This window comes from Pseudorhizobium sp. NPDC055634 (assembly GCF_053618655.1).
The window spans coordinates 57,409-79,203 of sequence record NZ_JBSHHW010000011.1; the positions used below are offsets into that span (position 1 = coordinate 57,409).

Sequence of the window (21,795 nt, forward strand, 5' to 3'; positions counted from 1 at the left end):
AAAAAAGGCGGCACCGCGGTGCCGCCCCTTCTTGATGCCTCAATGCGTCACACGCTCCGGGCTTAGTTGTCTGCAGCCGTCGGCGGGTTAGTCGCATCGCCGGGCAGCGGCTTCGGCTCGCCCGTGGAAGAGGTGGTGGTCGTATCGGTCACCGCGGAGTCGGCAGCAGCCTGCTGGTCGTCAAGGGTCTGGAACTCCGGTGCTGCACCGAGTGATTCAGCGGTTTCCGTGGTCGTCAGGCGAACTTCGTTGTTGTTTTCGACGTCGGTCGTCATGGTGATGTTTTCCATCGGAACCGCGACGTCCTTCTCGCCGATGCCGAGGAAGCCACCGACGCCGATCACGGCTGCAACGATGCCGCCATCCTTCTCGAGGATCAGGTCATTGATGTCGCCAACGCTCTCGTCCGCCGAATTGTAGACCGGCTTGCCGATATAGTCGTTTGCGCTGATCTGGGTTTCCGACTGCTCGGTCAGGTAAGCACCGGGAGCAGCGGCAACGTCACCGGAAGTATCGGCGGTCGGTGCGGCTGCACTGTCCGGCGACCCGACGGGTGCGGCATCACTGCCGGTCATCGGCTTCATGGCCGGATCTGCCGGAGCAGCCGGGGATGCCGGCGAAGCCGGATCGGTCGTCTGGGCCATGGCCGGTGCGAGTGCAGTAGAGGCCATCAGGACAGCTGCGGCGGCCATCGTGCTGAGAGTCTTCTTCATGTCGTACCTACCTTCCTATTGTTATCGATGCTGAACGCGCAGCCCGTGTTTCGGCCACGCCGGTTCGATCAGACAATGGATCGGCGGCAGGTTTAGTTCCCCTGCAATTGCCATTTATGGGGTCGATTCCTCCGCAGCCGCGCCTCAAAAGGGCTTCCGGAAGGCCGGGCAGCCAGGAGTTTTCAGACCCGGAATGCGGGCTCGGGAATGCCGACGGCGCCGGTCGCCAGGGCGAAGAGACGACCGGCCTGAGGGTCCCGCTCGCGTTGTTCGGTGCTCAATCCTTCCCAGGCGGAGGTTACCGCCAGCCGATCCCGGGCCGGCCCGAAGAAGACCGGGCAGGTCGTCTGTTTCGCCGGCACTCGGTGGCGTTTGAGAAGGGTTCCGTCGGGCGCGTAGCAATCGACCGACCCGGCGCCCCATCGCGCGTTCCAGATATTGCCCTCGCGATCGCAGACCGATCCATCCATTCCGCCGGCCTGGTCGCTCGTATCCGCAAGCACCATGGGCTCCCCGGTCGGCAGGCCCGTCCCTGCATCGAGGGTAACCCGCATCAGCAGGTTCTTGGTCGTATCCACGAAATAGCCGGTCGATCCGTCCGGCGAGAAGCAGATGCCGTTGGGAATGCTGATGCCGCCGTAGAGCCGGGTCACGGTCTTCCCCGCCACGTGATAGATCGCGCCGGCGCCTTCCTCGGCGCGCTTGCCCATCGTCCCGATCCAGAGGCTGCCGCTCGGATGAAGCCGCCCGTCATTGGACCGGTTTGCCGTGTTCCCCGGCTCCAGCTCGCAATAGGGGGAAAGCGAGCCGTCCCGCCGCTCGCGAATGTAGAGCCCCAGTTCGGTGGCCAGGATCTGCCGTTGCGAATCGATGCGCGCCACGACGCTCGCCATGAACGGCAATGGGTGGTGCCGCTCGTCCCCGGTCGCCATGTCCCGCTCGTGGAGCGTTTTCCCCAGGATATCGAACCACCAGATCGTATTCGTCTCCGCTTCGAAACTGGGCCCCTCTCCGAGCTCGCAGACGGTGTCGGACAGGAAAAAAGCCTCGGACGTCGTATCGTGCATGGTGAACTCCGGAAGAAGGGTTGGGCAGGGCTGGTGAAGCGCCGCAGGGGGCGCGATGCCGTTCTGACTTAGTCTCACAATGGCGATTGCGTTTGCTGCGGTTTCGTCATACCTGTCTAAATCATCCTATGTGAGGACAAGATTCAACTGTCGGTTCGTGTAAGCCGGCAGGCCCACTCCGGAGCATCGAACTGCTCCATCTGGAACCGCCCAGTTACTTCGTGCCACGCTAGGAAATCGAGAAAATCGCCCTATGCCGCTTGTGGAAAAGAGCTTCGATAACGGTTCGACCGGAGAACAGGCACTGGAGATCAAGGGACTGAAGACGCAGTTTGACGTCTTCCGGTTCATGAAGCGGATTACCGAGGCCTATGGTGCCCGCGCCTTCATGGTGCTCAATATGCCGGGGCCGACCTCCCTGACGCTGTCGAGCCATACGGTCATCACCAACTGGCCGGCGGATCTCATCACCCACTTCGACCGGCAGGGGCTCCTTGCCTCAAGCCCCATCTTCCGGCAGCTGCGCGAAACCGTGCTGCCGACCCAGTTTGAAGTCGAGGCCTTGAACAAGGAACGCGGCAATACCGTATCCTCGGACCTGTTCCTGCCCTACCGCATGGTTCGCGGCGCCTATTTCCCCGTTCACGACAGCACCGGCATGCGCGGCACGCTGTCCTTGTGCGGCGACGGAGCCCCCTTCACCCATCAGCAGATGATGGAACTGACCTATCTCGCCATCCACGTCTACGAGCGGCTGGGGCAGATTCGCACCCTGACCACCCGCACCGTCGAGACGCTGACCGAGCGTGAACTCGACTGCATCACCTGGACGGCCGCCGGAAAAACCTCCGCCGAGATCGCCGAAATCCTCGGGCTGTCTGAGCATACGGTGAACCACTACCTGAACCGGGCAGCCAGGAAGCTGGACAGCGTCAACCGCACGCAGGCCGTGGCCACTGCCTTCCGGCTGGGCCTGATCTGCTGAAGGCTCAAGGCGGGGACGGGTCGCTGCCCATTAAGTGACCAGACCGCCTCCGGAAACATCTCCCGAACATCTATAGAGTATCTCGCAACCCTGTCAGGCCCGCCGTCGGCGATCTGGCACGGTCCATGCATTCCAGATTGTCGGTCCAGAGGGGACTGAAAGCGTCCGACAGAGACGCGATGGGAAACAATGCTGCCCGGGTGGCCGTCAGGCGGGCCCGGGCGGCATTGTTATTCGATGTTGCAGCATCCGCCGGCCAACTCCTATAAAGGCTGCCGAACCGTCGCCCGCGACCGGTTCGCCACAGGAGTATGACCGATGACGGACGTGACCAAGGAACAGGTTCTGGCGGCGCTGGCCAAGGTTCGGGGTCCGGACCTCGACAGCGACATCGTCTCGCTGAAGATGGCTTCCGACGTCTTCATCTCCGACGGCAAGGTGTATTTCTCCATCACGGTGCCGGCCGAACGCGCCGAGCAGCTTGAGCCTCTGCGGGTTGCGGCGGAGCGAACGGTCAAGGCCGTGCCGGGCGTCAAGGGCGCGCTGGTGACCCTGACGGCCGATCGAAAGGCCGGCGCTGCCCCTGCCGCCCCCGCTACCCCTCCGGCTCGTCCGCAGCCTGCCGCTGCACCCCATGCCCATGCCCATTCTCACGCCAACGCCCCCGCCGCCCCGGCCCGTCCGGCCAAGGCGGGCGTGCCCGGCGTGGGTGCCATCATTGCGGTCGCTTCCGGAAAGGGCGGGGTGGGAAAATCCACGACCGCCGTCAACCTCGCCCTCGGCCTGCAGGCGATCGGGTTGAAGGTCGGCATCCTGGATGCCGACATATACGGGCCGTCCGTCCCGAGGCTCCTTAAGATTTCGGGTCGGCCGCAGCAGATCGAGAACCGTATCATCCGCCCCATGGAGAATTACGGCCTCAAGGCCATGTCCATGGGCTTCCTCGTCGATGAGGAAACGGCAATGATCTGGCGCGGGCCGATGGTCCAGTCCGCGCTGCTGCAGATGCTGCGCGAAGTCGCCTGGGGCGAACTCGACGTTCTGGTCGTCGACATGCCGCCCGGCACCGGCGACGTGCAGCTCACCATGGCGCAGCAGGTGCCGCTCGCCGGTGCCGTGATCGTTTCGACCCCGCAGGACCTGGCGCTGATCGATGCCCGCAAGGCGATCGCCATGTTCCGCAAGGTCGAGGTGCCGCTCCTCGGCATCATCGAGAACATGAGCTACTTCGTGGCCCCCGATACCGGCGCGCGCTACGACATCTTCGGCCACGGCGGCGCCCGCGACGAGGCGGCGCGGATCGGCGTGCCTTTCCTGGGCGAGGTGCCCCTGACGATCGACATCCGCGAAAAGTCGGATGCCGGTACCCCGGTCATGATCGCCGATCCGGAGGGCGCGACTGCGAAGATCTATCGGGACATCGCCGCCGCCGCCTGGGCGCAGCTTCAGGGGCAGACGACGCGGCCGGCCCCGGCCATAGTCTTCGACTAAAGTCTCGGCGCGCGAGGCCTGCCGCACAGCTTGAAGCGGCGGCGGAGCTCACTATATGCCCTTGCCGCTAAGGTCGAGGGCCTGACGAGGCGGAACCCGGGACGAGGTTCGGCGTTCAGGCGGAGAAACTCGCCCAACCATGGAGCCAGAAGGGGCGTATCCTGATCGCCCTTGCGCCCGGCCGACCCCATCCAGTGCGTCGGCAAGCATCAGACCTCTTACATCATCGTTGCTAGAAAGGCTGGCGCACGCGCCAGGCGCAGCTATGGCAATTGCAACCGATACCGATTCCTCTCCCGCTTCCTCCCGGCAGAAACTGTTCGCACTCGCGCTCGGCTCCGTCGGCGTCGTCTACGGCGACATCGGCACCAGCCCCCTCTACGCCTTCCGGGAAGCGCTGAAGCCGCTCGGCAGCGACGGGGTCACGCGCACCGAGGTCATCGGGGTGATCTCGCTGATAATCTGGTCGCTGACCATCGTCGTGACCCTCAAATACGTGCTCTTCCTGCTGCGTGCCGACAATGATGGCGAGGGTGGAACGCTGTCGCTACTGGCCCTCCTTACGAAGGGTGCGAGCAAGCACCGCGCGGGACTGATGGTGCTCGGGCTGATCGGCGCCGCCCTCTTTCTCGGCGATGCGATGATCACGCCGGCACTTTCCGTCCTTTCGGCCGTCGAAGGCCTGAAGCTGGTGGCGCCGGCCACCGAGCCGATCATCGTGCCGCTCGCCGTTGCCATCCTCGCCGCGCTGTTTGCGATCCAGTCGAAGGGAACGGGGCATGTCGCGCGGTTCTTCGGCCCCATCACCGCGCTCTGGTTCATCGTCATGGGCGCGGGCGGCATCGTCCACATCTCCGACGACTTCGGCATCCTCGCCGCCTTCAATCCGCTCTATGCGGCTGAGTTCATGATCCGCGAAGGGTTCCTCGGTATCGTGGTGCTGGGGGCGGTTTTCCTGACCGTGACGGGCGCCGAGGCGCTCTATGCCGATCTCGGCCATTTCGGCCGCAGGCCGATCCAGTGGGCGTGGTTCACCCTGGTCTTTCCGGCGCTGACGCTCAACTACCTGGGGCAGGGGGCTCTCGTCCTCAGCCATCCGCAGGCCATGTCCGACCCGTTCTACCTCATGTTCCCCAGTTGGTTCCTGCTCCCCGTGGTGCTGCTAGCCACCGCCGCGACGATCATCGCCAGCCAGGCCGTCATCACCGGCGCGTTTTCTCTCGTCCGGCAGGCGATCCACCTGAGGTACCTGCCGCGCATGCAGATACTCTTCACCTCCGAAACCAATACCGGGCAGATCTTCCTTCCCTCGGTCAACTCGCTGCTCTTCATCGGCGTGATCGGCCTGGTGATCAGCTTCGGCAGTTCCGAGGCGCTCGCCACCGCCTACGGCATCTCGGTGACAGGCGCGATGGTAGTCACCACCATGATGGCCTTCGAGCTGGTGCGGCTTCGCGGAAAATGGCCGCCATGGGCCGCCTACGCACTGCTCGTGCCCCTGCTTGCGCTGGAGCTCGTCTTCCTCGGCGCCAATCTCCTGAAGCTGCAAGACGGCGGCTATGTCCCTGTGCTCCTTGCGGCGGGCTTCACGATCATCATGTGGACATGGAGGAGAGGCAGCACGATCCTCTTCGAAAAGACCCGCAAGGTCGATGTGCCGCTGGAAACCTTCGCCCCGATGATCGAGCGCAAGAGCAAGAACGGACCGGTCTTAGTCCCGGGCGTCGCCATATTCCTGACCAGCGATTCGCAGACCGCGCCGGCGGCGCTCCTTCACAACATCAAGCACAACCACGTCCTTCACGAGAAGAACGTGATCCTCACCGTGCAGACGGTGAAGCAGCCGCGCGTCGCCGCGGAAGAGCGCTTCCGCATCACCCGGCTGTCGGAACGCTTCACGCTCGTCGAGCTGCGCTTCGGTTTCATGCAGAGCCACAATGTCTCGCAGGCGCTGGCGCATCTGCGCAAGAACGGCGTCAAGTTCGACATCATGGCGACCTCCTTCTACCTCGGCCGCCGCAAGCTCGTCCCGGGGGCCGAGTCGGGCATGCCCATGTGGCAGGACCGGCTGTTCATCGCGCTCGCGAGCTCCGCCGCCGATCCGTCGGACTATTTCCGCCTGCCTGTCAATCGTGTCGTCGAACTGGGCTCGCAGGTGATCATCTGACATTTATGTGAAGTCGCTAAATTCTCCGGCGATACGGGGATATGGCGGGCGCCTGTTAACCGCCCATCAAGGTTAATGATCAATTCTCCACGGGTCCCTTATTGCCCGTGGAGTCTTCCGTTTTGCGTTCGAGATTTGTTTTGAGTCGCAAGTCCCGCATTCGCCTCAATGCCTGGACTGCACCTGTCCTTTTCGGACTGACGTCCTGGCTGGCCTTCCCCTCGGCGGCCGCCCACGGTGACCTTTCCGCTCTCCTCTCGGGACTTGACGCAAGCCATAGGTGGCGCGTTGTCCTCACCGCATCTCCGGCCGGGTCGATCCACGCATCGGAAATCGCCTTCCCGGAGATGGAGAGGCTGATGCCGGTCAATGCCGGCGTCGTGCTGCCCGATGGCGAGAAGGTGGCGTTCGCGCGCGGTACGGCCGGCGACGAGGTGACGCCGGACGAGGACCGGGTCAACCGCAAGGCGAAGAAGGGCCGCATCGTCGCCGTCGAGCCGATGCAGCCTCCCAGGGCGTTCACCGCCGGCTCGGTCCTGCAGCGCCACAGCGCCCTGACGCTGCCGCCGCAGGGCGGGCAGGAGCTTGCGGGCTTCACCAAGGCCGGAAAGGCCGCCAGGGAAGTCGAGCTGGCCTCCTTCTATTTCCGCAAGGAGCAGAAGCACGACACCGGCGTTTCCCCGATGATCGCCAATCTCGTGACCAATGACAGGCCGGATGTCCTGGCGACCGCCTACGCCCCGCCGGAGCCGGATTTCGCGCGCGTATCGCCCTTCGACGCCATCCTGAAGAAGCCCGAAGCCGGCCGGTTCATCCCGCCGATCGGCAGCGACGATCATGCATGGGCCGCAACCCCGCTGCCGGCGGAAGCCTTTTCGGCCCGCGAGCAGCAGTGCCTCGCCTCCGGCATCTATTTCGAGGCCCGCGGAGAATCAGCCCGCGGGCAGGCCGCGGTGGCCCAGGTGATCCTGAACCGCGTCCGCAACCCGGCCTATCCGGGCACGATCTGCGGCGTCGTCTACCAGAACGAAGACTGGCGCAACCGCTGCCAGTTTTCCTTTGCCTGCGACAACATCCGTGACCGTGTCCGCTCCCAGTACCACTGGAAAATGGCCCGGGAAGTCGCGATGGCCGTCACCGCCGGCAAGATCTGGCTGAAGGAGGTCGGATCCTCCACCCACTACCACGCGGTCTACGTTCGTCCCAAGTGGGCCCGGTCGATGAAGAAGGTCGGGCGCATCGGCCTTCACATCTTCTATCGCACCTACGGAGGCGGCTGGAGCTGATGCGGCCATGCGCCGCTGCCGGTGATTCCGTCGGAAGTTTACGCCGATAGTAGTGGAATGCTCCTAAATATGTGGAATTTATAGGGAAAATGCCTGAGCCGCATATCGCCCCTACGCCTTGACTATGCAGGCGCTCAAAACTATGTTGCGCCCGACTTGAAAACGGGCCGGAAGGCGCGAAATCCCTAGCAGTCAGCATGTTTCGCATACGGATCGGACGGTCGATGCACCGTGGGATACGCGAAGACGGCAAGGGAGGACGCGAATGACGGACAATCGGGACGAGAGTCTGGAGCAGCGCCGCAGGCGCCTTTCCGCCGCCCTGGCGGAACGGGATGCCGATGAAGCGGCGGAAGCAAAGAGGGATGCGCAGAGCGAGGAAAGCCGTCGTGGGATGGCTCTCGGCCTGAAGATCTCCTCGGAGTTCATCGCCGCGATCGCGGTGGGTGCAATGCTCGGCTATCTTCTCGACCGTTTTGCCGGTACGGGGCCATGGGGCATGATCATCCTGCTCCTGCTCGGCTTCTGCGCCGGCATACTGAATGTCCTGCGTGCCGTGGGGATGGTTGCAACGCCGCCGTCCCTTGTTGGTGGCCGGAATAAGAAGCGAAAGCCCTGACGGGCGCCTGAGCGGCGATTGTCTGGGCGAATGTAGGAAGAAAGAAGGTAGACGGTGGCCAACGATCCGACCCATCAGTTTCAGATCAGCAAGATCGTCCCGATCGAAATCGGCGGCATCGACTTCTCCTTCACCAATGCATCGCTCTTCATGGTCGCGACGGTAGCGTGTGCAACCGGCTTCCTCTATTTCGCCACGTCGCAACGCGGGCTGATCCCGGGCCGGGCCCAATCCGTCGCCGAAATGTCCTACGAGTTCATTGCCGGCATGCTGCGCGAAGGCGCCGGTAGCGCGGGAATGAAGTTCTTCCCGCTGGTCTTCACGCTGTTCATGTTCGTCCTGACGGCGAACATGCTGGGCATGTTCCCCTACTTCTTCACCGTGACCAGCCAGATCGTCGTCACCTTCGCGCTCGCGCTGCTGGTGATCGGCACGGTTCTCGTCTACGGCTTCTACAAGCACGGCTTCCACTTCCTGAGCGTGTTCGTGCCGAGCGGCGTTCCGGGCGTGCTTCTGCCGCTCGTCGTCGCGATCGAGGTCATCTCCTTCCTTTCCCGTCCGATCTCGCTGTCGGTGCGTCTCTTCGCCAACATGTTGGCAGGGCACATCACGCTGAAGGTCTTCTCGGGCTTCGTCGCCTCGCTGGGCGCGCTCGGCGCACTCGGCATCGGTGGCGCCATCCTGCCTCTCATCATGACCGTCGCATTGACGGGTCTCGAATTCCTCGTCGCCTTCCTCCAGGCCTACGTATTCGCGGTGCTGACTTGCATGTACCTGAATGACGCGGTCCATCCGGGCGGGCACTAAGGAATATCCACATTGGCGCCCGCGGGCGCCAGTCATCTGCCGCAACAACCATTTCGAAGGAGTTCATTCATGGAAGCGGAAGCAGCAAAGTTCATCGGCGCAGGTCTCGCTTGCTTTGGTATGGCCGGCACGGCTCTCGGCCTCGGCAACATCTTCGGCAACTACCTGTCGGGTGCCCTGCGCAACCCGTCCGCCGCTGACAGCCAGTTCGGCCGTCTGGTATTCGGCTTCGCCGTTACGGAAGCTCTGGGCATCTTCTCGCTGCTCGTTGCTCTCCTTCTCCTGTTCGCCGTCTAATTTCGGCATCGGGTACGGGATCACGGCCGTCTCCAATGACGTGCCGTGATCTTTCGCATTTGATATCCCCTTGGAGGTGATGATGTTCGTGACTTCGGCACTTGCGCAGACCGCGCCGGAAGCCACAGAGACGCATGAAGCACCGGGCGCAGCGCCCGCGGGCGAAGTGCACACGGAAACCGGTGTCGCTCACGACGACGCGCACGCCACGGGGCCTTTCCCGCCTTTCGACGCATCGACCTACCCGTCGCAGCTTCTCTGGCTGGTCATCACCTTCGGCCTCTTCTACCTTCTGATGAAGAGGGTCATCGTGCCGCGCCTGGGAGGAATCCTCGAGCAGCGCCACGACCGTATTGCCCAGGACCTCGACGAGGCCTCCAGGCTGAAGTCGGAGGCCGATGCGGCCGTCGAAACCTATGAACGCGAACTGGCCGCGGCCCGTGCCAAGGCGCACACGATCGGCGAGACGGCCCGCGAGGCTGCCAAGTCGAAGGCTGCCGGCGACCGCGCCGCCATCGAGGCCGAGCTTGCCGACAAGCTCTCGGCTGCCGAGGCCCGCATAGGCGACATCAAGGCTCAGGCCTTCGCCCAGGTCGGCGCCATCGCCGAAGAAACGGCATCCGCCATCGTCAATCAGCTGATCGGCGCCAAGGCCAATGCCGAGGAAATCAAGTCCGCCGTTGTTGCGGCATCTCCGAAGGAGGCCTGATCCATGGCTTTGGACGCCACTTTCTTCGCCCTCGTCGGCCTCATCCTCTTTTTCGTCCTGCTGGCCTACCTGAAGGTGCCCGGCATGGTCGCCAAGTCGCTCGACCAGCGCGCCGAAAACATCCGCAGCGAACTGGCGGAGGCCAAGCGCCTTCGCGAGGAAGCGCAGCAGCTGCTGGCCGAATACCAGCGCAAGCGCAAGGAAGCCGAGGCGGAGGCAGCGCAGATCGTTGCTGCCGCTGAACGCGAGGCAGCCATGCTCACCGAGGAAGCTCGCCAGAAGACCGAGGAATTCGTCGCACGCCGCAATGCCCTGTCGGAACAGAAGATCAGGCAGGCCGAGGCCGACGCGATCTCCGCTGTTCGCTCCGCAGCAGTCGACCTCGCGGTTGCCGCCGCAGAGAAGGTGATCGCGAAGAAGGCCGATACCGGCACGCAGGAAGCCCTGTTCAAGGATTCGGTTGACAAGGTTCAGACACGCCTGAACTGAGCGGCAAAAGCCCGGATACAATCGGAATAGAATCAAAAGGGCCGTGCATCGCGCGGCCCTTTTTTCGTGCGCCGGTTATGCTTTCGGACTATTCGGCGGCCTCATCCCTGCGGAGCGGGCGAAAGCTCATCCGATGGAGCAGGCAGGGTCCATGGGCTTCGATCCCGGCGCGATGCTGCGGCGTCGCATAGCCGGCATGGCTGTCGAAGCCGTAGAGCGGGAAGACCTGGTGGGCGCGGGTCATCATCCGGTCGCGCGTCACCTTTGCGATGATCGATGCGGCGGCAATCGATACGGACCGCGAATCGCCCTTGATGACCGCCCGGCCGGGGCAGCAGAGACCCTGGGGCACATCCCGTCCGTCGGCGAGCACATACGCGGGCAGGATGGAAAGCCCGGCCACGGCTCGGCGCATGGCGTCGAGGCTTGCGCGCAGGATGTTGCGTTCGTCGATATGGCGTGGACCGGATGCGGCGATCGAGACTTCGGCGGTCGCCATGATGACCTCGAAGAGCTCCTCCCGGCGCGCCGCCGTCAGTTGCTTGGAATCGTTGAGGCCATCGGGAATGTTGTCCGGATCGAGGATCACGGCTGCGGCGACCACGGGACCGGCGAGCGGCCCGCGGCCCGCCTCGTCGGTTCCCGCGACCGGCCAGTGGCCGGCCTTGCGGGCGACAAGTTCCAGGCTGAAGTCCGGGACGAGCGGGACGTCATCGAACAGCATCGGAGAATCGGGGGACGTGCGAGCCAACATGGCGGCAGACTCGCACGTCCGCCCGACTTCCTGCAAGCCCCGGCCGGTGTGATGCGGCACACTGTCCCGCCACGGGGAGGCGGGGCCGGGGCGTTTCGGTCGCGGGGGAGGCGGTACCCGCGCCGAAATCCTGGATGGGCCAGGAACGCGATCGCTAGAGCAGCGAAAGCTGGATGCCGCCACCATCCGGGCGGACAAAGAGATCATCGCGAAGCGGCAGGCCGCGCCGGCCCATTCCGAGCCGCTTGGTGGTCATCTCGAAACGGCGGCCGATCTGCCATGCATAGGGGCCGGAGCCCTTCATCCGCTTGCCGAACTCGGCGTCGTAGTCCTTGCCGCCGCGCATGGAGCGCACCAGCGACATGACGTGCCGGTAGCGATCGGGATAGTTGCGAAGCAGCCAGTCGCGAAACAGCGGGCTCACCTCCAGCGGCAGGCGGAGAAGGACGTAGCTCGCCTCCCGCGCACCGGCCGCGTGACCGGCGTCCAGGATGCGCTCGAGTTCGTGATCGTTGAGCGCGGGGATGATGGGGGCGACCATGACGGCGGTCGGCACACCCGCATCGTTGAGTGCCTTGATCGCCTCCAGGCGCCTGGTCGGCGTCGAGGCGCGCGGCTCCATGGTGCGCGCCAGCTTCCGGTCCAGCGTGGTGACGGAAATGCCGACCTTCGCCAGCCCCTTTGAGGCCATGTCGGAGAGAATGTCGAGGTCGCGCATGATCAGCGCCGACTTCGTTACGATCGCGACCGGATGATTGGCCTTCTGCAGCACTTCGAGGATCTGCCTCATGATGCGCCATTCCCGCTCTATCGGCTGGTAAGGATCGGTATTGGTGCCGATCGCGATCGCACGGACCTTGTACTCCGGGCGGCTGAGTTCGCGCTCCAGAAGCTTCGGCACGTCGGGCTTTGCGAAAAGCTTGGCCTCGAAGTCCAGGCCCGCGGAAAGGCCCATGAAGCTGTGGGTCGGGCGCGCAAAGCAATAGATGCAACCGTGCTCGCAGCCGCGATAGGGATTGATGGACCGGTCGAAGGAAATGTCGGGAGAGTCGTTGCGGGTTATCGCGGTGCGAGGCTTTTCCACCTGCACTTCCGTCCGGAACGGCGCCAGCTCCTCCAGGGTCTGCCAGCCGTCGTCGAACACCTCGCGGCGCTCCCCTTCGAAGCGCCCGCTCGGGTTGAGGCCCGCACCACGGCCACGCCGCCGGTCGATCTCGATGCGGAGACCGGAGGACTTTACCAGGCAATCGGCAATATCAGCCGTATGGGCAGGCGCCAAGGCATCCTGCCGCAGATGGGTCAGCTCATTCATGTGACGCTCCGAAGGTGACCTTGCTCCCGGTCTCCTGATTAAATTCCTAGGCCAGAAAAGAGAACATTGCAAGAACAAACTTGGGGAGTGCGCTGTGGAAAAGCAAGCCGCAATGCGATAGAAGCGGATCATGCTGACTGTCGTGATGGAATGCAGGGACAACGAGGCCGAACTGGCACAGACCCTTTCCGGCCTTGTTTCGGGCGCGGTGGAAGGGCTCGTCAGCGATGTCGTGGTTCTCGACCGGGGCTCGTCCGACGGTTCTGCGCGGGTTGCCGATGCGGCCGGATGCAGGTTCTACCGCGAGTGGACGCTGTCCGATGTCCTCAAGGGGGCGAGAGGCGAGTGGATCCTCGTCATCGAGCCGGGCGCACGCCTGCAGAAGGGATGGATCGACGAGGTGATGGAGTACGTCGCGACCGGCAACAGGCCCGCACGCTTTTCCCCCGCCCGCCATTTCCGCCCGCCGTTCCTGAAGCGCATGTTCGCGAGGAGAAAGCCGCTCGAGCACGGCGTCCTGCTGACGAAGCGGCTGGCGCTGGAGGCTGCAGGGCCGGACATGGATTTGGCGGCCCTGGTGGCGGGGCTGAAGGCGGTCACGCTGTCGAGCGAGGTCATCCCCGCCCGGTTCATGCGGTCGCCGGGCTGAGGCTCAGCCGCCGCCCCGTTTCAGGTGCTCGTCGAGCCGCGCCATGATCTCGATGAAGTTGCAGGGCATGTGCCGGTAGTCCAGCTGCGCCTGCAGAATCCCGTCCCAGGCATCCTTGCAGGCACCCGGTGATCCCGGCAGGACGAAGATGAAGGTGGCGTTCGCCACGCCGCCGGTCGCCCGGGACTGGATGGTCGAGGTGCCGATCTTGTCGTAGGATATCCGGTGGAAGACCTCGGAAAACCCGTCCATGCGTTTTTCGAAGAGCGGCTCCAGGGCCTCGGGCGTCACGTCCCGTCCGGTAAATCCGGTGCCCCCCGTGGTGATGACGACGTCGATCTGTGGATCGAGCGTCCACGCCCGAACCTGGGCCGCGATCTTCTCCTTGTCGTCGCTGACGATGGCGCGGGCCTTCAGCACGTGGCCGGCCTTCTCGATCCTCGCGACCAGCGTATCGCCTGACCGGTCGTCCTCCGGCGTGCGCGTATCGGAAACCGTCAGCACGGCGATGCCGACGGGAATGAAGGGGCGGTTTTCGTCGATGCGGTTCATGTCAGGATCCGGCAACCGTTTGTGTCGAGGCGAAGTACCAGTTCGGTCTCGCAGCCTGCAAAGCCGCGGTGGCGCGATCCGCGCTGTCCATGGATGTGAATATGCCAAAATACGTGGCGCCTGACCCCGACATGCGTGCCAGCAAGGCGCCGTAGTCCCGAAGGAGGTCGCAGAGCACGCGGATATCCGGCACCAGTTCGCAGGCGGGGCGTTCCAGGTCGTTGCGAAGGCCGGCAAGCATGGACATCCAGTCGCCGGTCGCGGGCAGGGCGATCCCGGGATTGTTCCGGGAGACGAGCCGCGAAAAGACCTCGGGCGTCGAGACGCCCCGAAGCGGGTTGCCGAGCACCATCGAAAATCGCGGCATGTCCGGCAGGGGCGACAGCTTCTCGCCGATCCCGCCGGCGATCGCCGGCCGGCCGGCAAGGCACATCGGCACATCCGCGCCGAGCGACAGCGCCAGCGTTTCGATTTCGTCCCTGGCGAGATCGCCGGCATTCCAGAGGCGCAGGAGCCCCCGCAATGTCGCAGCCGCGTCCGCGGAGCCGCCGCCGATGCCCGATGCAACCGGCAGGTTCTTCTCCAGATGAATGGCGACGGACGGGGTCTTGATGCCTCGCGCCTGAAGGAGTGCCCGCAGCCCGTCGCGCGCCCGGGCTACGAGATTGTCCGACCCGCCGCCGATGGCGCCGGAAAAACGCCCGGAAAGCGTCAGCCGGTCCTCGTCGGCGGGCCGGAACTCCAGTCGGTCGCCCATGTCGGCAAAGGTGACGATGGTCTCGAGCAGGTGGTAGCCGTCCGCCCGCTGCCCGGTCACGTGAAGCGCGAGGTTGATCTTTGCCGGCGCGAGCTCGCGGACGGGCAGGATCGCTTCATCCTGCCCGGTGTCCGAGGCCTGCGGGAAAGCGTCCACGGCTGTCAGGATTTGTTATTGGCCGGCGCGGGGGCGGGGGCAGGGGCCGCGGGCTCCGGCGAACGGGTGTCGGCGGTAGTCGCGGTCGGATCGAGAGGCGGCAGCCCCTTCTCGATCTTCGCCTTGATCTGGTCGCGGTTGACGTCCTCGCCCTCGGAGATCAGTGCCCGGTTCCACTGATAGACGGCTTCGAGCTTTCGTCCGACCCGCCAGTAGGCATCGCCCAGGTGGTCGTTGATCGTCGCGTCGCCGGCGCGCAGCTGGACCGCGCGCTCCAGTTCGGTCACCGCATCCTCGAATCGTCCCATGCGGAAATAGGCCCAGCCGAGCGAATCGACGATATAGCCGTCGTCCGGCCGAAGCTCGACCGCGCGGCGGATCATGTCGAGGCCTTCCTCGAGGTTGCGGTTCATGTCCACCCAGGAATAGCCGAGATAGTTCAGCACCTGCGGCTGCTCCGGATTGAGCTCCAGCGCCTTCTTGAAGTTCGGCTCGGCCTGATCCCATTTCTTCAGCCGCTCATAGGCGATCGCGCGCTGGAAGAAGATCGTCCAGTCCTTCTGCTTGGGAACGGGGCCGATGATCTCGACAGCCGTGTCGTAGTTCGCCGCCATCTCCTCGTAGTCCTTGGCGTCGGACAGGACGCTGCCATAGGCGAGGTAGCTGCGGATGTCTGAGGGATCGGCCTCGATCAGCGCCTTCAGGTGCTCGCGCGCCTCCTCGGTCTTCTCCGAGCCGGCAAGCGCCAGGCCGAGCTGGAGCTCCGAGATCCGCCGCATCGGCGAGCCCGTCGGCACCTTTTCATAGTAGCTGATCGCCCTTTCGGGCTTTTCCAGCTTCTCGGCAATGCCGCCGAGGAGGATCAGCGTGTCGGCGCTTTCCGGATCAAGCGCGTGCGACACCTGCAGGTAGAGGGAGACCATGTCCTCCGCACCCTGCCGGTTCAGCGCCGCACCGATGGAAAACAGCACGGAGGCGGCGCCCTGCGACGCATCCGTGATCTGCTGGGCGGGCTTCTCGCCCTTCGATATGCTCTCGCGCAGCGCCTTGAGCGGGGCGTAGTTGCTGATCATCCCGTCGCCGACGGAAATGGCGTCGAGCGCCTTCTGGATATTGCCCTCGGAAGCCTCGAGCCGCGCGAGCGCCATGACGGCGCGCATGAATGTGTCCGGCGCCGTTGCGACCGCTTCCTCGTTGGTGATGGCAGCCGTCAGATGCGTGCGGGCAGCAGAGTTATCGCCGGAAACAAGCGCCATCATCCCGAGCTGATAGTCCGTGAACACCTTGAACCAGTCGGGGCCAGTCATTTCCCTGACGGTCTTCAGGGCCTTCTTCTCGTCCCCGGCGCCCACGTCGGCCCAGGCGGAAATCAGCGTATGCGTCAGCTTGTCGAGATCGTTCGGCCCGTCATAGGCGAGCATTTCCTTGGCTTCGTCGAACTGACCGTCCCGGATCGCATCGAGCCCGCGCACGATCGTGGTGATGCGCTCGACCGCCTCATCATCCTTCAGGGCTTCGGCCTCGGCGAGCCCTTCCTCGAACTGGCCGTTCAGGAGGAGCGCGATCATCAGCCGTTCGCGGATTTCCAGGTTGGCCGGATCGAAGTCCAGCGCCTTGCGGTAAAGGGTGATCGCGGTCGGATAGTCATGGTCGACGTCGGCGGTGCGGGCGGCGAGGAAGGCGCCCGCGAACGACTGTACCTTGGCCGGCTCGAAGCTGACCGGCTCCTCGGCGGGCTTTCCCTCGGGCGTCGCCGCATTCGGCGCGGCCGCAAGGAGCAGGGCCGCGGCCAGCGCGGTGCCGCAAAGCAGGGAAAGCTTGGAAATTTGCCGCATTGAGGTGCCTTTCATCAACGTCCTGCATCGAGTGATTCACCGACAGCATGGCTTTTTTGGTACCGGACCGCAATAAAGCCTGCTTTGCGGCGGGCCGCTCAATTCACGCGCTGGATGGAGAAATCGATCACTTCCAGGAGAGCCGCCTTGTGGGGCGATGCGGGCAGGGGAGCGAGCGCGTCGCGGGCGATCGTGCCGTAATGGAGGGCCCGCGCGATCGTGTCGTTCAGCGCGTCGTATTTCTTGATAAGCTCCATCGCCTGCTGGAGGTTTTCCTCCGAACTGTCGCCGCCTTCGATCGCCTTGCGCCAGAATTCCCGTTCGCCGGGCGTGCCGCGGCGATAGGAAAGGATGACCGGGAGCGTGATCTTTCCCTCGCGGAAGTCGTCGCCGACATTCTTGCCGAGATCGGCCGCCGTTCCGCCATAGTCCAGCGCGTCGTCGACCAGCTGGAACGCGAGGCCGAGGTTCATCCCGTAGGACTTCATGGCATTGCGGCCGGCCTTGTCGGCCTCCGCGACGATCGGGCCGACCTCGGCCGCTGCCGCGAAGAGTGCCGCGGTCTTGGCGCGGATGACGGCCAGATAGTCGTCCTCCGTCGTCTCCATGTTCTTGGCGACGGAAAGCTGCAGCACCTCTCCCTCCGCGATGACCGAAGCGGCGGTGGACAGGACGTCGAGCGCATCGAGGGAGCCGACATCGACCATCATGCGGAAGGCCTGGCCGAGCAGGAAGTCGCCGACCAGCACGCTCGCCTGGTTGCCCCAGATCGTCCGGGCCGTCGACTTTCCGCGGCGAAGGTCGCTTTCGTCCACCACGTCGTCGTGGAGGAGCGTCGCGGTATGCATGAATTCGACGCTGGTCGCGAGCTTCACGTGGGCTTCGCCCTCGTAGCCGAACATCGAGGCGGCCGCCAGCGTCAGCATCGGCCGCAGGCGCTTGCCGCCCGAGGAAATCAGGTGGTTCGCGACTTCGGGAATCATCTGGACGTCGGAGCCCGCCTTGGACAGGATCAACTGGTTGACCCTCTCCATGTCGCTCTTGGTAAGATCGACGAGTGGTTTGACGGAAGCCGGCTTCTTCTTGCCTTCTTCAAGCGGTACGACGACGCCCAAGGTTCCGGTCTCCTGTTCAAATTCCCTGATGATCTGTAGAACTGGCCTATACCGTTCCGCGAACGAATTGCCAAACATTCAAATGTGAACAGGGATCAATGCAGGAACTCATCCGCACCAACGATGTCGTGCTTCTCTCCTATGCCGAAAGCCTGATCCGCGACGCCGGCATCCACTGCATGATCGCCGACCAGACCATGAGCATTCTCGAAGGATCGCTGGGGCTGCTGCCGCGCCGTTTTCTCGTCGAGGCGGACCGGGCCGACGAGGCGAGACAGATCCTTAGCGACGCGGGCCTCGGCGGGGAGCTGCGGGAGCCGCAGGCATGAAGGAGACAGTCGACGCGTTTCATCGCGGCCGTTTTCATGTCGTGCAGCCCAAGGGCATCGGGCATCGGTCTGGCGTGGATGCCATGCTGCTTGCGTCCCTGGTCGACGCGGATGGTCCGGTAAGCGTAGTGGATTTCGGTGCGGGCGCCGGCGCGGCGGGCCTTGCCGTCGCCTCCAGGCTTTCGCAGGCGACCGTCCTGCTGGTCGAACGCTCCGAACTGATGGCGTCCTACGCCCGCAAGACGCTTTCCCTGCCGCAGAACGCCATGTTTGCTCCGCGGGTGAGCGTACTTGAGGCGGACGTGACCAGCCGCGGAAAGGCGAGGGTGGCCGCCGGACTGGCGGACGACGCCCATGACCATGTCATCATGAACCCGCCCTTCAACGATCCCTCCGACCGCACCACGCCCGATTCGCTGAAGGCCGAGGCCCATGCGATGGATGAGGGGCTCTTCGAGGGGTGGATCAGGACCGCCGGCGCGGTCTTGAAACCGGGCGGACAGCTGTCGCTGATCGCCCGTCCGCAATCTGTCGCGGAGATCATCGCCGCCTGCGGCCGGCGCTTCGGCGGGCTGGAAATTACCGTCGTCCATCCGCGGCCGGGCGCCGATGCGACGAGGCTTCTCGTGACGGCGATCAAGGGTTCCCGCGCGCGCCTTCTGTTTCGTGCCCCGCTCCTCCTGCATGGAGACGACGGGCATGCCTTCACGGCCGAAGCGGACGACCTGAACAACGGTCGTCGCGTGATCGCCCGCCGAGGGCCCTCCAGGCGCTGAATTACCGGCCCTGCCATTGTGTTTCGCCGAACCGGTCATACATCTGCGACAGTATTGTCATGAACGAAGGGTCTGAAATGGTCGGTCTGTTGTCGCGCGTCTTGCCCAAGCGATTCCGCAAGGAAGGTATCGCCATCCCCGTCGTCCGGCTCCAGGGCGTCATCATGACCGGCGGCAGCCAGCTTCGCCCGACACTGAACCTCGCATCCGTAGCGCCGGTGCTTGAGAAGGCCTTTTCGAGGAAGGACGCCCCGGCGGTCGCGATATCGATCAACTCGCCGGGCGGTTCGCCGGTCCAGTCGCGGCTCATCTACCAGCGCATCCGCGCGCTCGCCGAGGAAAAGAACAAGAAGGTGCTGATGTTCGTCGAGGACGTCGCGGCTTCGGGCGGCTACATGATCGCGCTTGCCGGTGACGAGATATTCGTCGACCCGACATCCATCGTCGGTTCGATCGGCGTCGTGTCGGGCGGCTTCGGCTTCCCCGAACTCCTGCGCAAGATCGGCGTGGAGCGCCGCGTCTATACCGCGGGCGAGAACAAGGTGATTCTCGACCCCTTCCAGCCCGAGAAGGAAGGTGACGTCGAATACCTGAAGACGCTGCAACTGGAGATCCACAAGGTCTTCATCGACATGGTCAAGGCCCGCCGCGGCAGCCGGCTTGCCGATGACGACACGATCTTCTCCGGCCTGTTCTGGACCGGGGTGAAGGGCCAGCAACTCGGGCTCGTCGACGGGATGGGCGAGATGCGGGACACGCTGAAGCGCCGCTACGGCCCCAAGACGCGGTTGGAACTGATCGGCGGCGCCCGCAATATCTTCGGCCGCAGGCTCCCCGGTGTCGTATCCGGCGCGGGCGAGATGGGTGCCGGCGCGGTGGCCGGTCTTGCCGAAACGCTCGAGGAAAAGGCATTGTGGAGCCGATACGGCCTCTGAGAGACCAAGGCCGGAGGGCGAGGGGACCATGGTACAGCTCATATTCTTCATCCTGATCGTCGGCGGTGGCTGGCTGCTCTACCGCCGCTTCGTCAGCGACGCCGAGAAGCTGACGAAAAGGGCGAGGGAGCGCGAGAAGGAGCGCGAGACCGGTGCGCTGGGAACGCTGGTGAAGGACCCTGTCACCGGCGAGTACCGCGTCAAGCGCGACGAGGAGGATTAGGAAGCCGCTCGAGAACATCCGTCGGTTATGAACAGCTTAATCACCCCATTCGTCCGTCATAGGTTGAGCCCCTGAAAATCAGGTGTTAACGAAAGCCAACTTGTGGCGCCTCTGGATGTGCAAATGGAGCGGAGTGCTTTTATCGACGGGCTCGAAACTTCGGTTCTCATTGCAATCCTGCTGTTTGCATGCGCCTGCATCGTCTATTTCCTCGTGTTGGCCATGAAGAAAACGCCCTACGCCTACCCCGAGCACAATGGCTACATGCAGGCGCCGGTCCCGGCCCCGGTTGAAGCGGATCCGTTCGGTCGGTTCGACGAACTGGTGGACGGGCAGGTCCGCAGGGCGAACCTCAGCCTGTATTTCAGCCTGATCGTCTCGATCCTCGGCCTGCTGATGATCGTGTTCTGCATCATCGGCGTCGCCCGCTATTCGTGGGAGGAGAACATCCTCCGCCTGCTGGGCTCCCTTCTTGTCGAGGTGGTTGCCGCGGTCTTCTTCCTGACGTCCCTGCGGGCGCAGCGCGAGATGACCGAAGCCATAAAGACCGAGCGCGACACCCGCATGACGAGCGATATCATCGGACTGGTGGCGAAGATCTCCGATCCCAACCGCCGCGACCAGATGATCTCGCAGCTGATCATGAAGCGTTCGGGACTGACGGGACAGCGTCTGGCCTGAATTGCCTATCCCCGCCGGGCCGATCCCCCGCCGGGCCTATCGCCGCCCGCGCGCCGCGCGGGCCTTGACCCTCGCCGCATCGCGTGGCACTCGTCCGCATCGAAATCCACGATCGCGGCGATGCAATGACCGACCTTCCTGACCACATGTCCCCGACCCGCTCCTTCCAGGGGCTGATCCTCGCGCTCCACAACTATTGGGCCGACAAGGGCTGCGCCGTGCTACAGCCCTACGACATGGAGGTGGGTGCCGGTACCTTCCATCCCGCCACGACGCTGCGGGCGCTCGGGCCGAAACCGTGGAAGGCCGCATATGTGCAGCCTTCGCGCCGCCCGTCGGACGGGCGCTACGGCGAAAACCCCAACCGGCTGCAGCACTATTACCAGTACCAGGTGATCCTGAAGCCCAACCCGTCCAACCTGCAGGAACTCTATCTCGGTTCGCTGAAGGCGATCGGGCTCGATCCGCTGCTGCACGACGTGCGCTTCGTCGAGGACGATTGGGAAAGCCCGACGCTCGGCGCCTGGGGTCTCGGCTGGGAATGCTGGTGCGACGGGATGGAAGTCTCGCAGTTCACCTATTTCCAGCAGGTCTGCGGCATCGAGTGCTCGCCGGTCTCCGGCGAACTCACCTACGGCTTGGAGCGCCTGGCCATGTACGTCCAGGGCGTCGACAATGTCTACGACCTGAACTTCAACGGCCGCGAAGGCGACGAGAAGATCACCTACGGCGACGTCTTCCTGCAGGCCGAACAGGAATATTCGCGGCACAACTTCGAGTTCGCCGATACCGCCATGCTGCACCGTCACTTCGTCGATGCGGAGAAGGAGTGCCTGGCGCTTCTCGCGGCGGGTGCTCCCGGCGACAATTCCAACCAGATGCTGCACCGGTGCGTCTTCCCCGCCTACGACCAGTGCATCAAGGCGAGCCATGTCTTCAACCTGCTGGATGCACGCGGCGTGATCTCTGTCACGGAGCGGCAGAGCTATATCCTGCGGGTCAGGACGCTCGCCAAGGCCTGCGGCGAGGCCTTCCTGCTGACCGATGCAGGCGGCGCGCAGATGGGCCGCGAGGCAGCCTGACAGCGACCG

24 protein-coding genes are annotated in these 21,795 nt (G+C 64.3%); 16 read left to right on the forward strand and 8 right to left on the reverse strand.

Features of this window, described 5'->3' with window-relative positions; all coding sequences use genetic code 11:
• Window positions 1–62: 62 nt before the first annotated feature.
• Together ACWGPT_RS17150 and ACWGPT_RS17155 are read right to left on the reverse strand one after the other, a co-directional pair.
• Window positions 63–713 (reverse strand): PRC-barrel domain-containing protein, encoded by a 651-nt coding sequence (locus tag ACWGPT_RS17150; RefSeq protein ID WP_452606843.1) that lies wholly within the window; start codon window positions 711–713, stop codon window positions 63–65.
• A 182-nt stretch (window positions 714–895) separates the two neighbouring features.
• On the reverse strand, window positions 896–1,780 hold the full coding sequence (locus tag ACWGPT_RS17155) for an SMP-30/gluconolactonase/LRE family protein (RefSeq protein ID WP_452606844.1): 885 nt from the start codon (window positions 1,778–1,780) through the stop codon (window positions 896–898).
• Window positions 1,781–2,033: 253 nt separating this feature from the next.
• Between ACWGPT_RS17155 and ACWGPT_RS17160 the strand changes: the two genes are divergently transcribed.
• From ACWGPT_RS17160 to ACWGPT_RS17200, 9 genes are all read left to right on the forward strand, one after another.
• Window positions 2,034–2,765, forward strand: coding sequence for a helix-turn-helix transcriptional regulator (locus tag ACWGPT_RS17160; protein WP_452606845.1), 732 nt, complete (start codon window positions 2,034–2,036; stop codon window positions 2,763–2,765).
• Window positions 2,766–3,083: 318 nt separating this feature from the next.
• Window positions 3,084–4,256, forward strand: coding sequence for an Mrp/NBP35 family ATP-binding protein (locus ACWGPT_RS17165; protein WP_452606846.1), 1,173 nt, complete (start codon window positions 3,084–3,086; stop codon window positions 4,254–4,256).
• Between the two features lie 265 nt (window positions 4,257–4,521).
• A complete protein-coding gene (locus ACWGPT_RS17170; RefSeq protein WP_452606847.1) occupies window positions 4,522–6,423 on the forward strand; it encodes a potassium transporter Kup in 1,902 nt (633 codons plus the stop codon).
• 140 nt (window positions 6,424–6,563) lie between these two features.
• Window positions 6,564–7,709: a cell wall hydrolase gene (locus tag ACWGPT_RS17175; RefSeq protein WP_452606848.1), complete on the forward strand. Its 1,146-nt coding sequence runs from the start codon at window positions 6,564–6,566 to the stop codon at window positions 7,707–7,709.
• Window positions 7,710–7,974: 265 nt separating this feature from the next.
• Window positions 7,975–8,328: an AtpZ/AtpI family protein gene (locus ACWGPT_RS17180; protein ID WP_452606849.1), complete on the forward strand. Its 354-nt coding sequence runs from the start codon at window positions 7,975–7,977 to the stop codon at window positions 8,326–8,328.
• Window positions 8,329–8,382: 54 nt separating this feature from the next.
• Window positions 8,383–9,135: a F0F1 ATP synthase subunit A gene (locus ACWGPT_RS17185; protein ID WP_452606850.1), complete on the forward strand. Its 753-nt coding sequence runs from the start codon at window positions 8,383–8,385 to the stop codon at window positions 9,133–9,135.
• A 69-nt stretch (window positions 9,136–9,204) separates the two neighbouring features.
• A complete protein-coding gene (locus ACWGPT_RS17190) occupies window positions 9,205–9,432 on the forward strand; it encodes a F0F1 ATP synthase subunit C (protein ID WP_010026583.1) in 228 nt (75 codons plus the stop codon).
• Between the two features lie 82 nt (window positions 9,433–9,514).
• A complete protein-coding gene (locus ACWGPT_RS17195; protein ID WP_452606851.1) occupies window positions 9,515–10,141 on the forward strand; it encodes a F0F1 ATP synthase subunit B in 627 nt (208 codons plus the stop codon).
• Between the two features lie 3 nt (window positions 10,142–10,144).
• The gene (locus tag ACWGPT_RS17200; protein WP_452606852.1) at window positions 10,145–10,630 is read left to right on the forward strand and encodes a F0F1 ATP synthase subunit B; all 486 of its coding nucleotides are present in this window, start codon (window positions 10,145–10,147) and stop codon (window positions 10,628–10,630) included.
• A gap of 88 nt (window positions 10,631–10,718) precedes the next feature.
• Here the strand turns inward: ACWGPT_RS17200 and ACWGPT_RS17205 are convergent, their stop codons facing one another.
• Entirely contained in the window at window positions 10,719–11,384 is a 666-nt protein-coding gene (locus ACWGPT_RS17205) for a ribonuclease HII (protein WP_452606853.1), read from the reverse strand.
• Between the two features lie 154 nt (window positions 11,385–11,538).
• A complete protein-coding gene (locus ACWGPT_RS17210; protein WP_452606854.1) occupies window positions 11,539–12,696 on the reverse strand; it encodes a PA0069 family radical SAM protein in 1,158 nt (385 codons plus the stop codon).
• 130 nt (window positions 12,697–12,826) lie between these two features.
• On the opposite strand from ACWGPT_RS17210, the gene ACWGPT_RS17215 reads away from it, so the two are divergent.
• Complete coding sequence (locus ACWGPT_RS17215) at window positions 12,827–13,345, forward strand: glycosyl transferase (RefSeq protein ID WP_452606855.1); 519 nt, start codon at window positions 12,827–12,829, stop codon at window positions 13,343–13,345.
• 3 nt (window positions 13,346–13,348) lie between these two features.
• Here the strand turns inward: ACWGPT_RS17215 and moaB are convergent, their stop codons facing one another.
• From moaB to ACWGPT_RS17235, 4 genes are all read right to left on the reverse strand, one after another.
• The gene (gene moaB, locus ACWGPT_RS17220; RefSeq protein ID WP_452606856.1) at window positions 13,349–13,897 is read right to left on the reverse strand and encodes a molybdenum cofactor biosynthesis protein B; all 549 of its coding nucleotides are present in this window, start codon (window positions 13,895–13,897) and stop codon (window positions 13,349–13,351) included.
• Between the two features lies 1 nt (window position 13,898).
• The gene (locus ACWGPT_RS17225; RefSeq protein ID WP_452606857.1) at window positions 13,899–14,810 is read right to left on the reverse strand and encodes a 4-(cytidine 5'-diphospho)-2-C-methyl-D-erythritol kinase; all 912 of its coding nucleotides are present in this window, start codon (window positions 14,808–14,810) and stop codon (window positions 13,899–13,901) included.
• A gap of 5 nt (window positions 14,811–14,815) precedes the next feature.
• Window positions 14,816–16,645 (reverse strand): tetratricopeptide repeat protein, encoded by a 1,830-nt coding sequence (locus ACWGPT_RS17230; RefSeq protein ID WP_452606858.1) that lies wholly within the window; start codon window positions 16,643–16,645, stop codon window positions 14,816–14,818.
• Window positions 16,646–16,743: 98 nt separating this feature from the next.
• Window positions 16,744–17,760 (reverse strand): polyprenyl synthetase family protein, encoded by a 1,017-nt coding sequence (locus ACWGPT_RS17235; RefSeq protein WP_452606859.1) that lies wholly within the window; start codon window positions 17,758–17,760, stop codon window positions 16,744–16,746.
• A 98-nt stretch (window positions 17,761–17,858) separates the two neighbouring features.
• Between ACWGPT_RS17235 and ACWGPT_RS17240 the strand changes: the two genes are divergently transcribed.
• The 6 genes from ACWGPT_RS17240 to ACWGPT_RS17265 all read left to right on the forward strand — a co-directional run bounded on the left by ACWGPT_RS17240 (window position 17,859) and on the right by ACWGPT_RS17265 (window position 21,786).
• The gene (locus ACWGPT_RS17240; RefSeq protein ID WP_452606860.1) at window positions 17,859–18,089 is read left to right on the forward strand and encodes a putative signal transducing protein; all 231 of its coding nucleotides are present in this window, start codon (window positions 17,859–17,861) and stop codon (window positions 18,087–18,089) included.
• On the forward strand, window positions 18,086–18,865 hold the full coding sequence (locus tag ACWGPT_RS17245) for a tRNA1(Val) (adenine(37)-N6)-methyltransferase (RefSeq protein WP_452606861.1): 780 nt from the start codon (window positions 18,086–18,088) through the stop codon (window positions 18,863–18,865). The genes ACWGPT_RS17240 and ACWGPT_RS17245 overlap by 4 nt, the downstream gene beginning before the upstream one ends.
• Window positions 18,866–18,942: 77 nt before the next feature.
• The gene (locus ACWGPT_RS17250) at window positions 18,943–19,800 is read left to right on the forward strand and encodes a S49 family peptidase (protein WP_452606960.1); all 858 of its coding nucleotides are present in this window, start codon (window positions 18,943–18,945) and stop codon (window positions 19,798–19,800) included.
• Window positions 19,801–19,828: 28 nt separating this feature from the next.
• A complete protein-coding gene (locus tag ACWGPT_RS17255) occupies window positions 19,829–20,023 on the forward strand; it encodes a hypothetical protein (protein WP_452606862.1) in 195 nt (64 codons plus the stop codon).
• A 123-nt stretch (window positions 20,024–20,146) separates the two neighbouring features.
• The gene (locus tag ACWGPT_RS17260; RefSeq protein WP_452606863.1) at window positions 20,147–20,704 is read left to right on the forward strand and encodes a TRADD-N-associated membrane domain-containing protein; all 558 of its coding nucleotides are present in this window, start codon (window positions 20,147–20,149) and stop codon (window positions 20,702–20,704) included.
• Window positions 20,705–20,829: 125 nt separating this feature from the next.
• Window positions 20,830–21,786 carry a glycine--tRNA ligase subunit alpha gene (locus ACWGPT_RS17265; RefSeq protein WP_452606864.1) on the forward strand — a complete coding sequence of 319 codons (957 nt, stop codon included), beginning with the start codon at window positions 20,830–20,832 and terminating at the stop codon, window positions 21,784–21,786.
• Window positions 21,787–21,795: the final 9 nt, after the last annotated feature.

Coding starts and splice junctions, on each gene's coding strand:
- ACWGPT_RS17190 (WP_010026583.1), top strand. CDS start 9,205: ATGGAAGCGGAAGCAGCAAAGTTCATCGGCGCAGGTCTCGCTTGCTTT.
- ACWGPT_RS17165 (WP_452606846.1), top strand. CDS start 3,084: ATGACGGACGTGACCAAGGAACAGGTTCTGGCGGCGCTGGCCAAGGTT.
- ACWGPT_RS17250 (WP_452606960.1), top strand. CDS start 18,943: ATGGTCGGTCTGTTGTCGCGCGTCTTGCCCAAGCGATTCCGCAAGGAA.
- ACWGPT_RS17200 (WP_452606852.1), top strand. CDS start 10,145: ATGGCTTTGGACGCCACTTTCTTCGCCCTCGTCGGCCTCATCCTCTTT.
- ACWGPT_RS17170 (WP_452606847.1), top strand. CDS start 4,522: ATGGCAATTGCAACCGATACCGATTCCTCTCCCGCTTCCTCCCGGCAG.
- ACWGPT_RS17265 (WP_452606864.1), top strand. CDS start 20,830: ATGACCGACCTTCCTGACCACATGTCCCCGACCCGCTCCTTCCAGGGG.
- ACWGPT_RS17210 (WP_452606854.1), bottom strand. CDS start 12,696: ATGAATGAGCTGACCCATCTGCGGCAGGATGCCTTGGCGCCTGCCCAT.
- ACWGPT_RS17230 (WP_452606858.1), bottom strand. CDS start 16,645: ATGCGGCAAATTTCCAAGCTTTCCCTGCTTTGCGGCACCGCGCTGGCC.
- ACWGPT_RS17215 (WP_452606855.1), top strand. CDS start 12,827: ATGCTGACTGTCGTGATGGAATGCAGGGACAACGAGGCCGAACTGGCA.
- ACWGPT_RS17155 (WP_452606844.1), bottom strand. CDS start 1,780: ATGCACGATACGACGTCCGAGGCTTTTTTCCTGTCCGACACCGTCTGC.
- ACWGPT_RS17240 (WP_452606860.1), top strand. CDS start 17,859: ATGCAGGAACTCATCCGCACCAACGATGTCGTGCTTCTCTCCTATGCC.
- ACWGPT_RS17160 (WP_452606845.1), top strand. CDS start 2,034: ATGCCGCTTGTGGAAAAGAGCTTCGATAACGGTTCGACCGGAGAACAG.
- ACWGPT_RS17260 (WP_452606863.1), top strand. CDS start 20,147: ATGGAGCGGAGTGCTTTTATCGACGGGCTCGAAACTTCGGTTCTCATT.
- moaB (WP_452606856.1), bottom strand. CDS start 13,897: ATGAACCGCATCGACGAAAACCGCCCCTTCATTCCCGTCGGCATCGCC.
- ACWGPT_RS17180 (WP_452606849.1), top strand. CDS start 7,975: ATGACGGACAATCGGGACGAGAGTCTGGAGCAGCGCCGCAGGCGCCTT.
- ACWGPT_RS17205 (WP_452606853.1), bottom strand. CDS start 11,384: ATGTTGGCTCGCACGTCCCCCGATTCTCCGATGCTGTTCGATGACGTC.
- ACWGPT_RS17255 (WP_452606862.1), top strand. CDS start 19,829: ATGGTACAGCTCATATTCTTCATCCTGATCGTCGGCGGTGGCTGGCTG.
- ACWGPT_RS17195 (WP_452606851.1), top strand. CDS start 9,515: ATGTTCGTGACTTCGGCACTTGCGCAGACCGCGCCGGAAGCCACAGAG.
- ACWGPT_RS17150 (WP_452606843.1), bottom strand. CDS start 713: ATGAAGAAGACTCTCAGCACGATGGCCGCCGCAGCTGTCCTGATGGCC.
- ACWGPT_RS17245 (WP_452606861.1), top strand. CDS start 18,086: ATGAAGGAGACAGTCGACGCGTTTCATCGCGGCCGTTTTCATGTCGTG.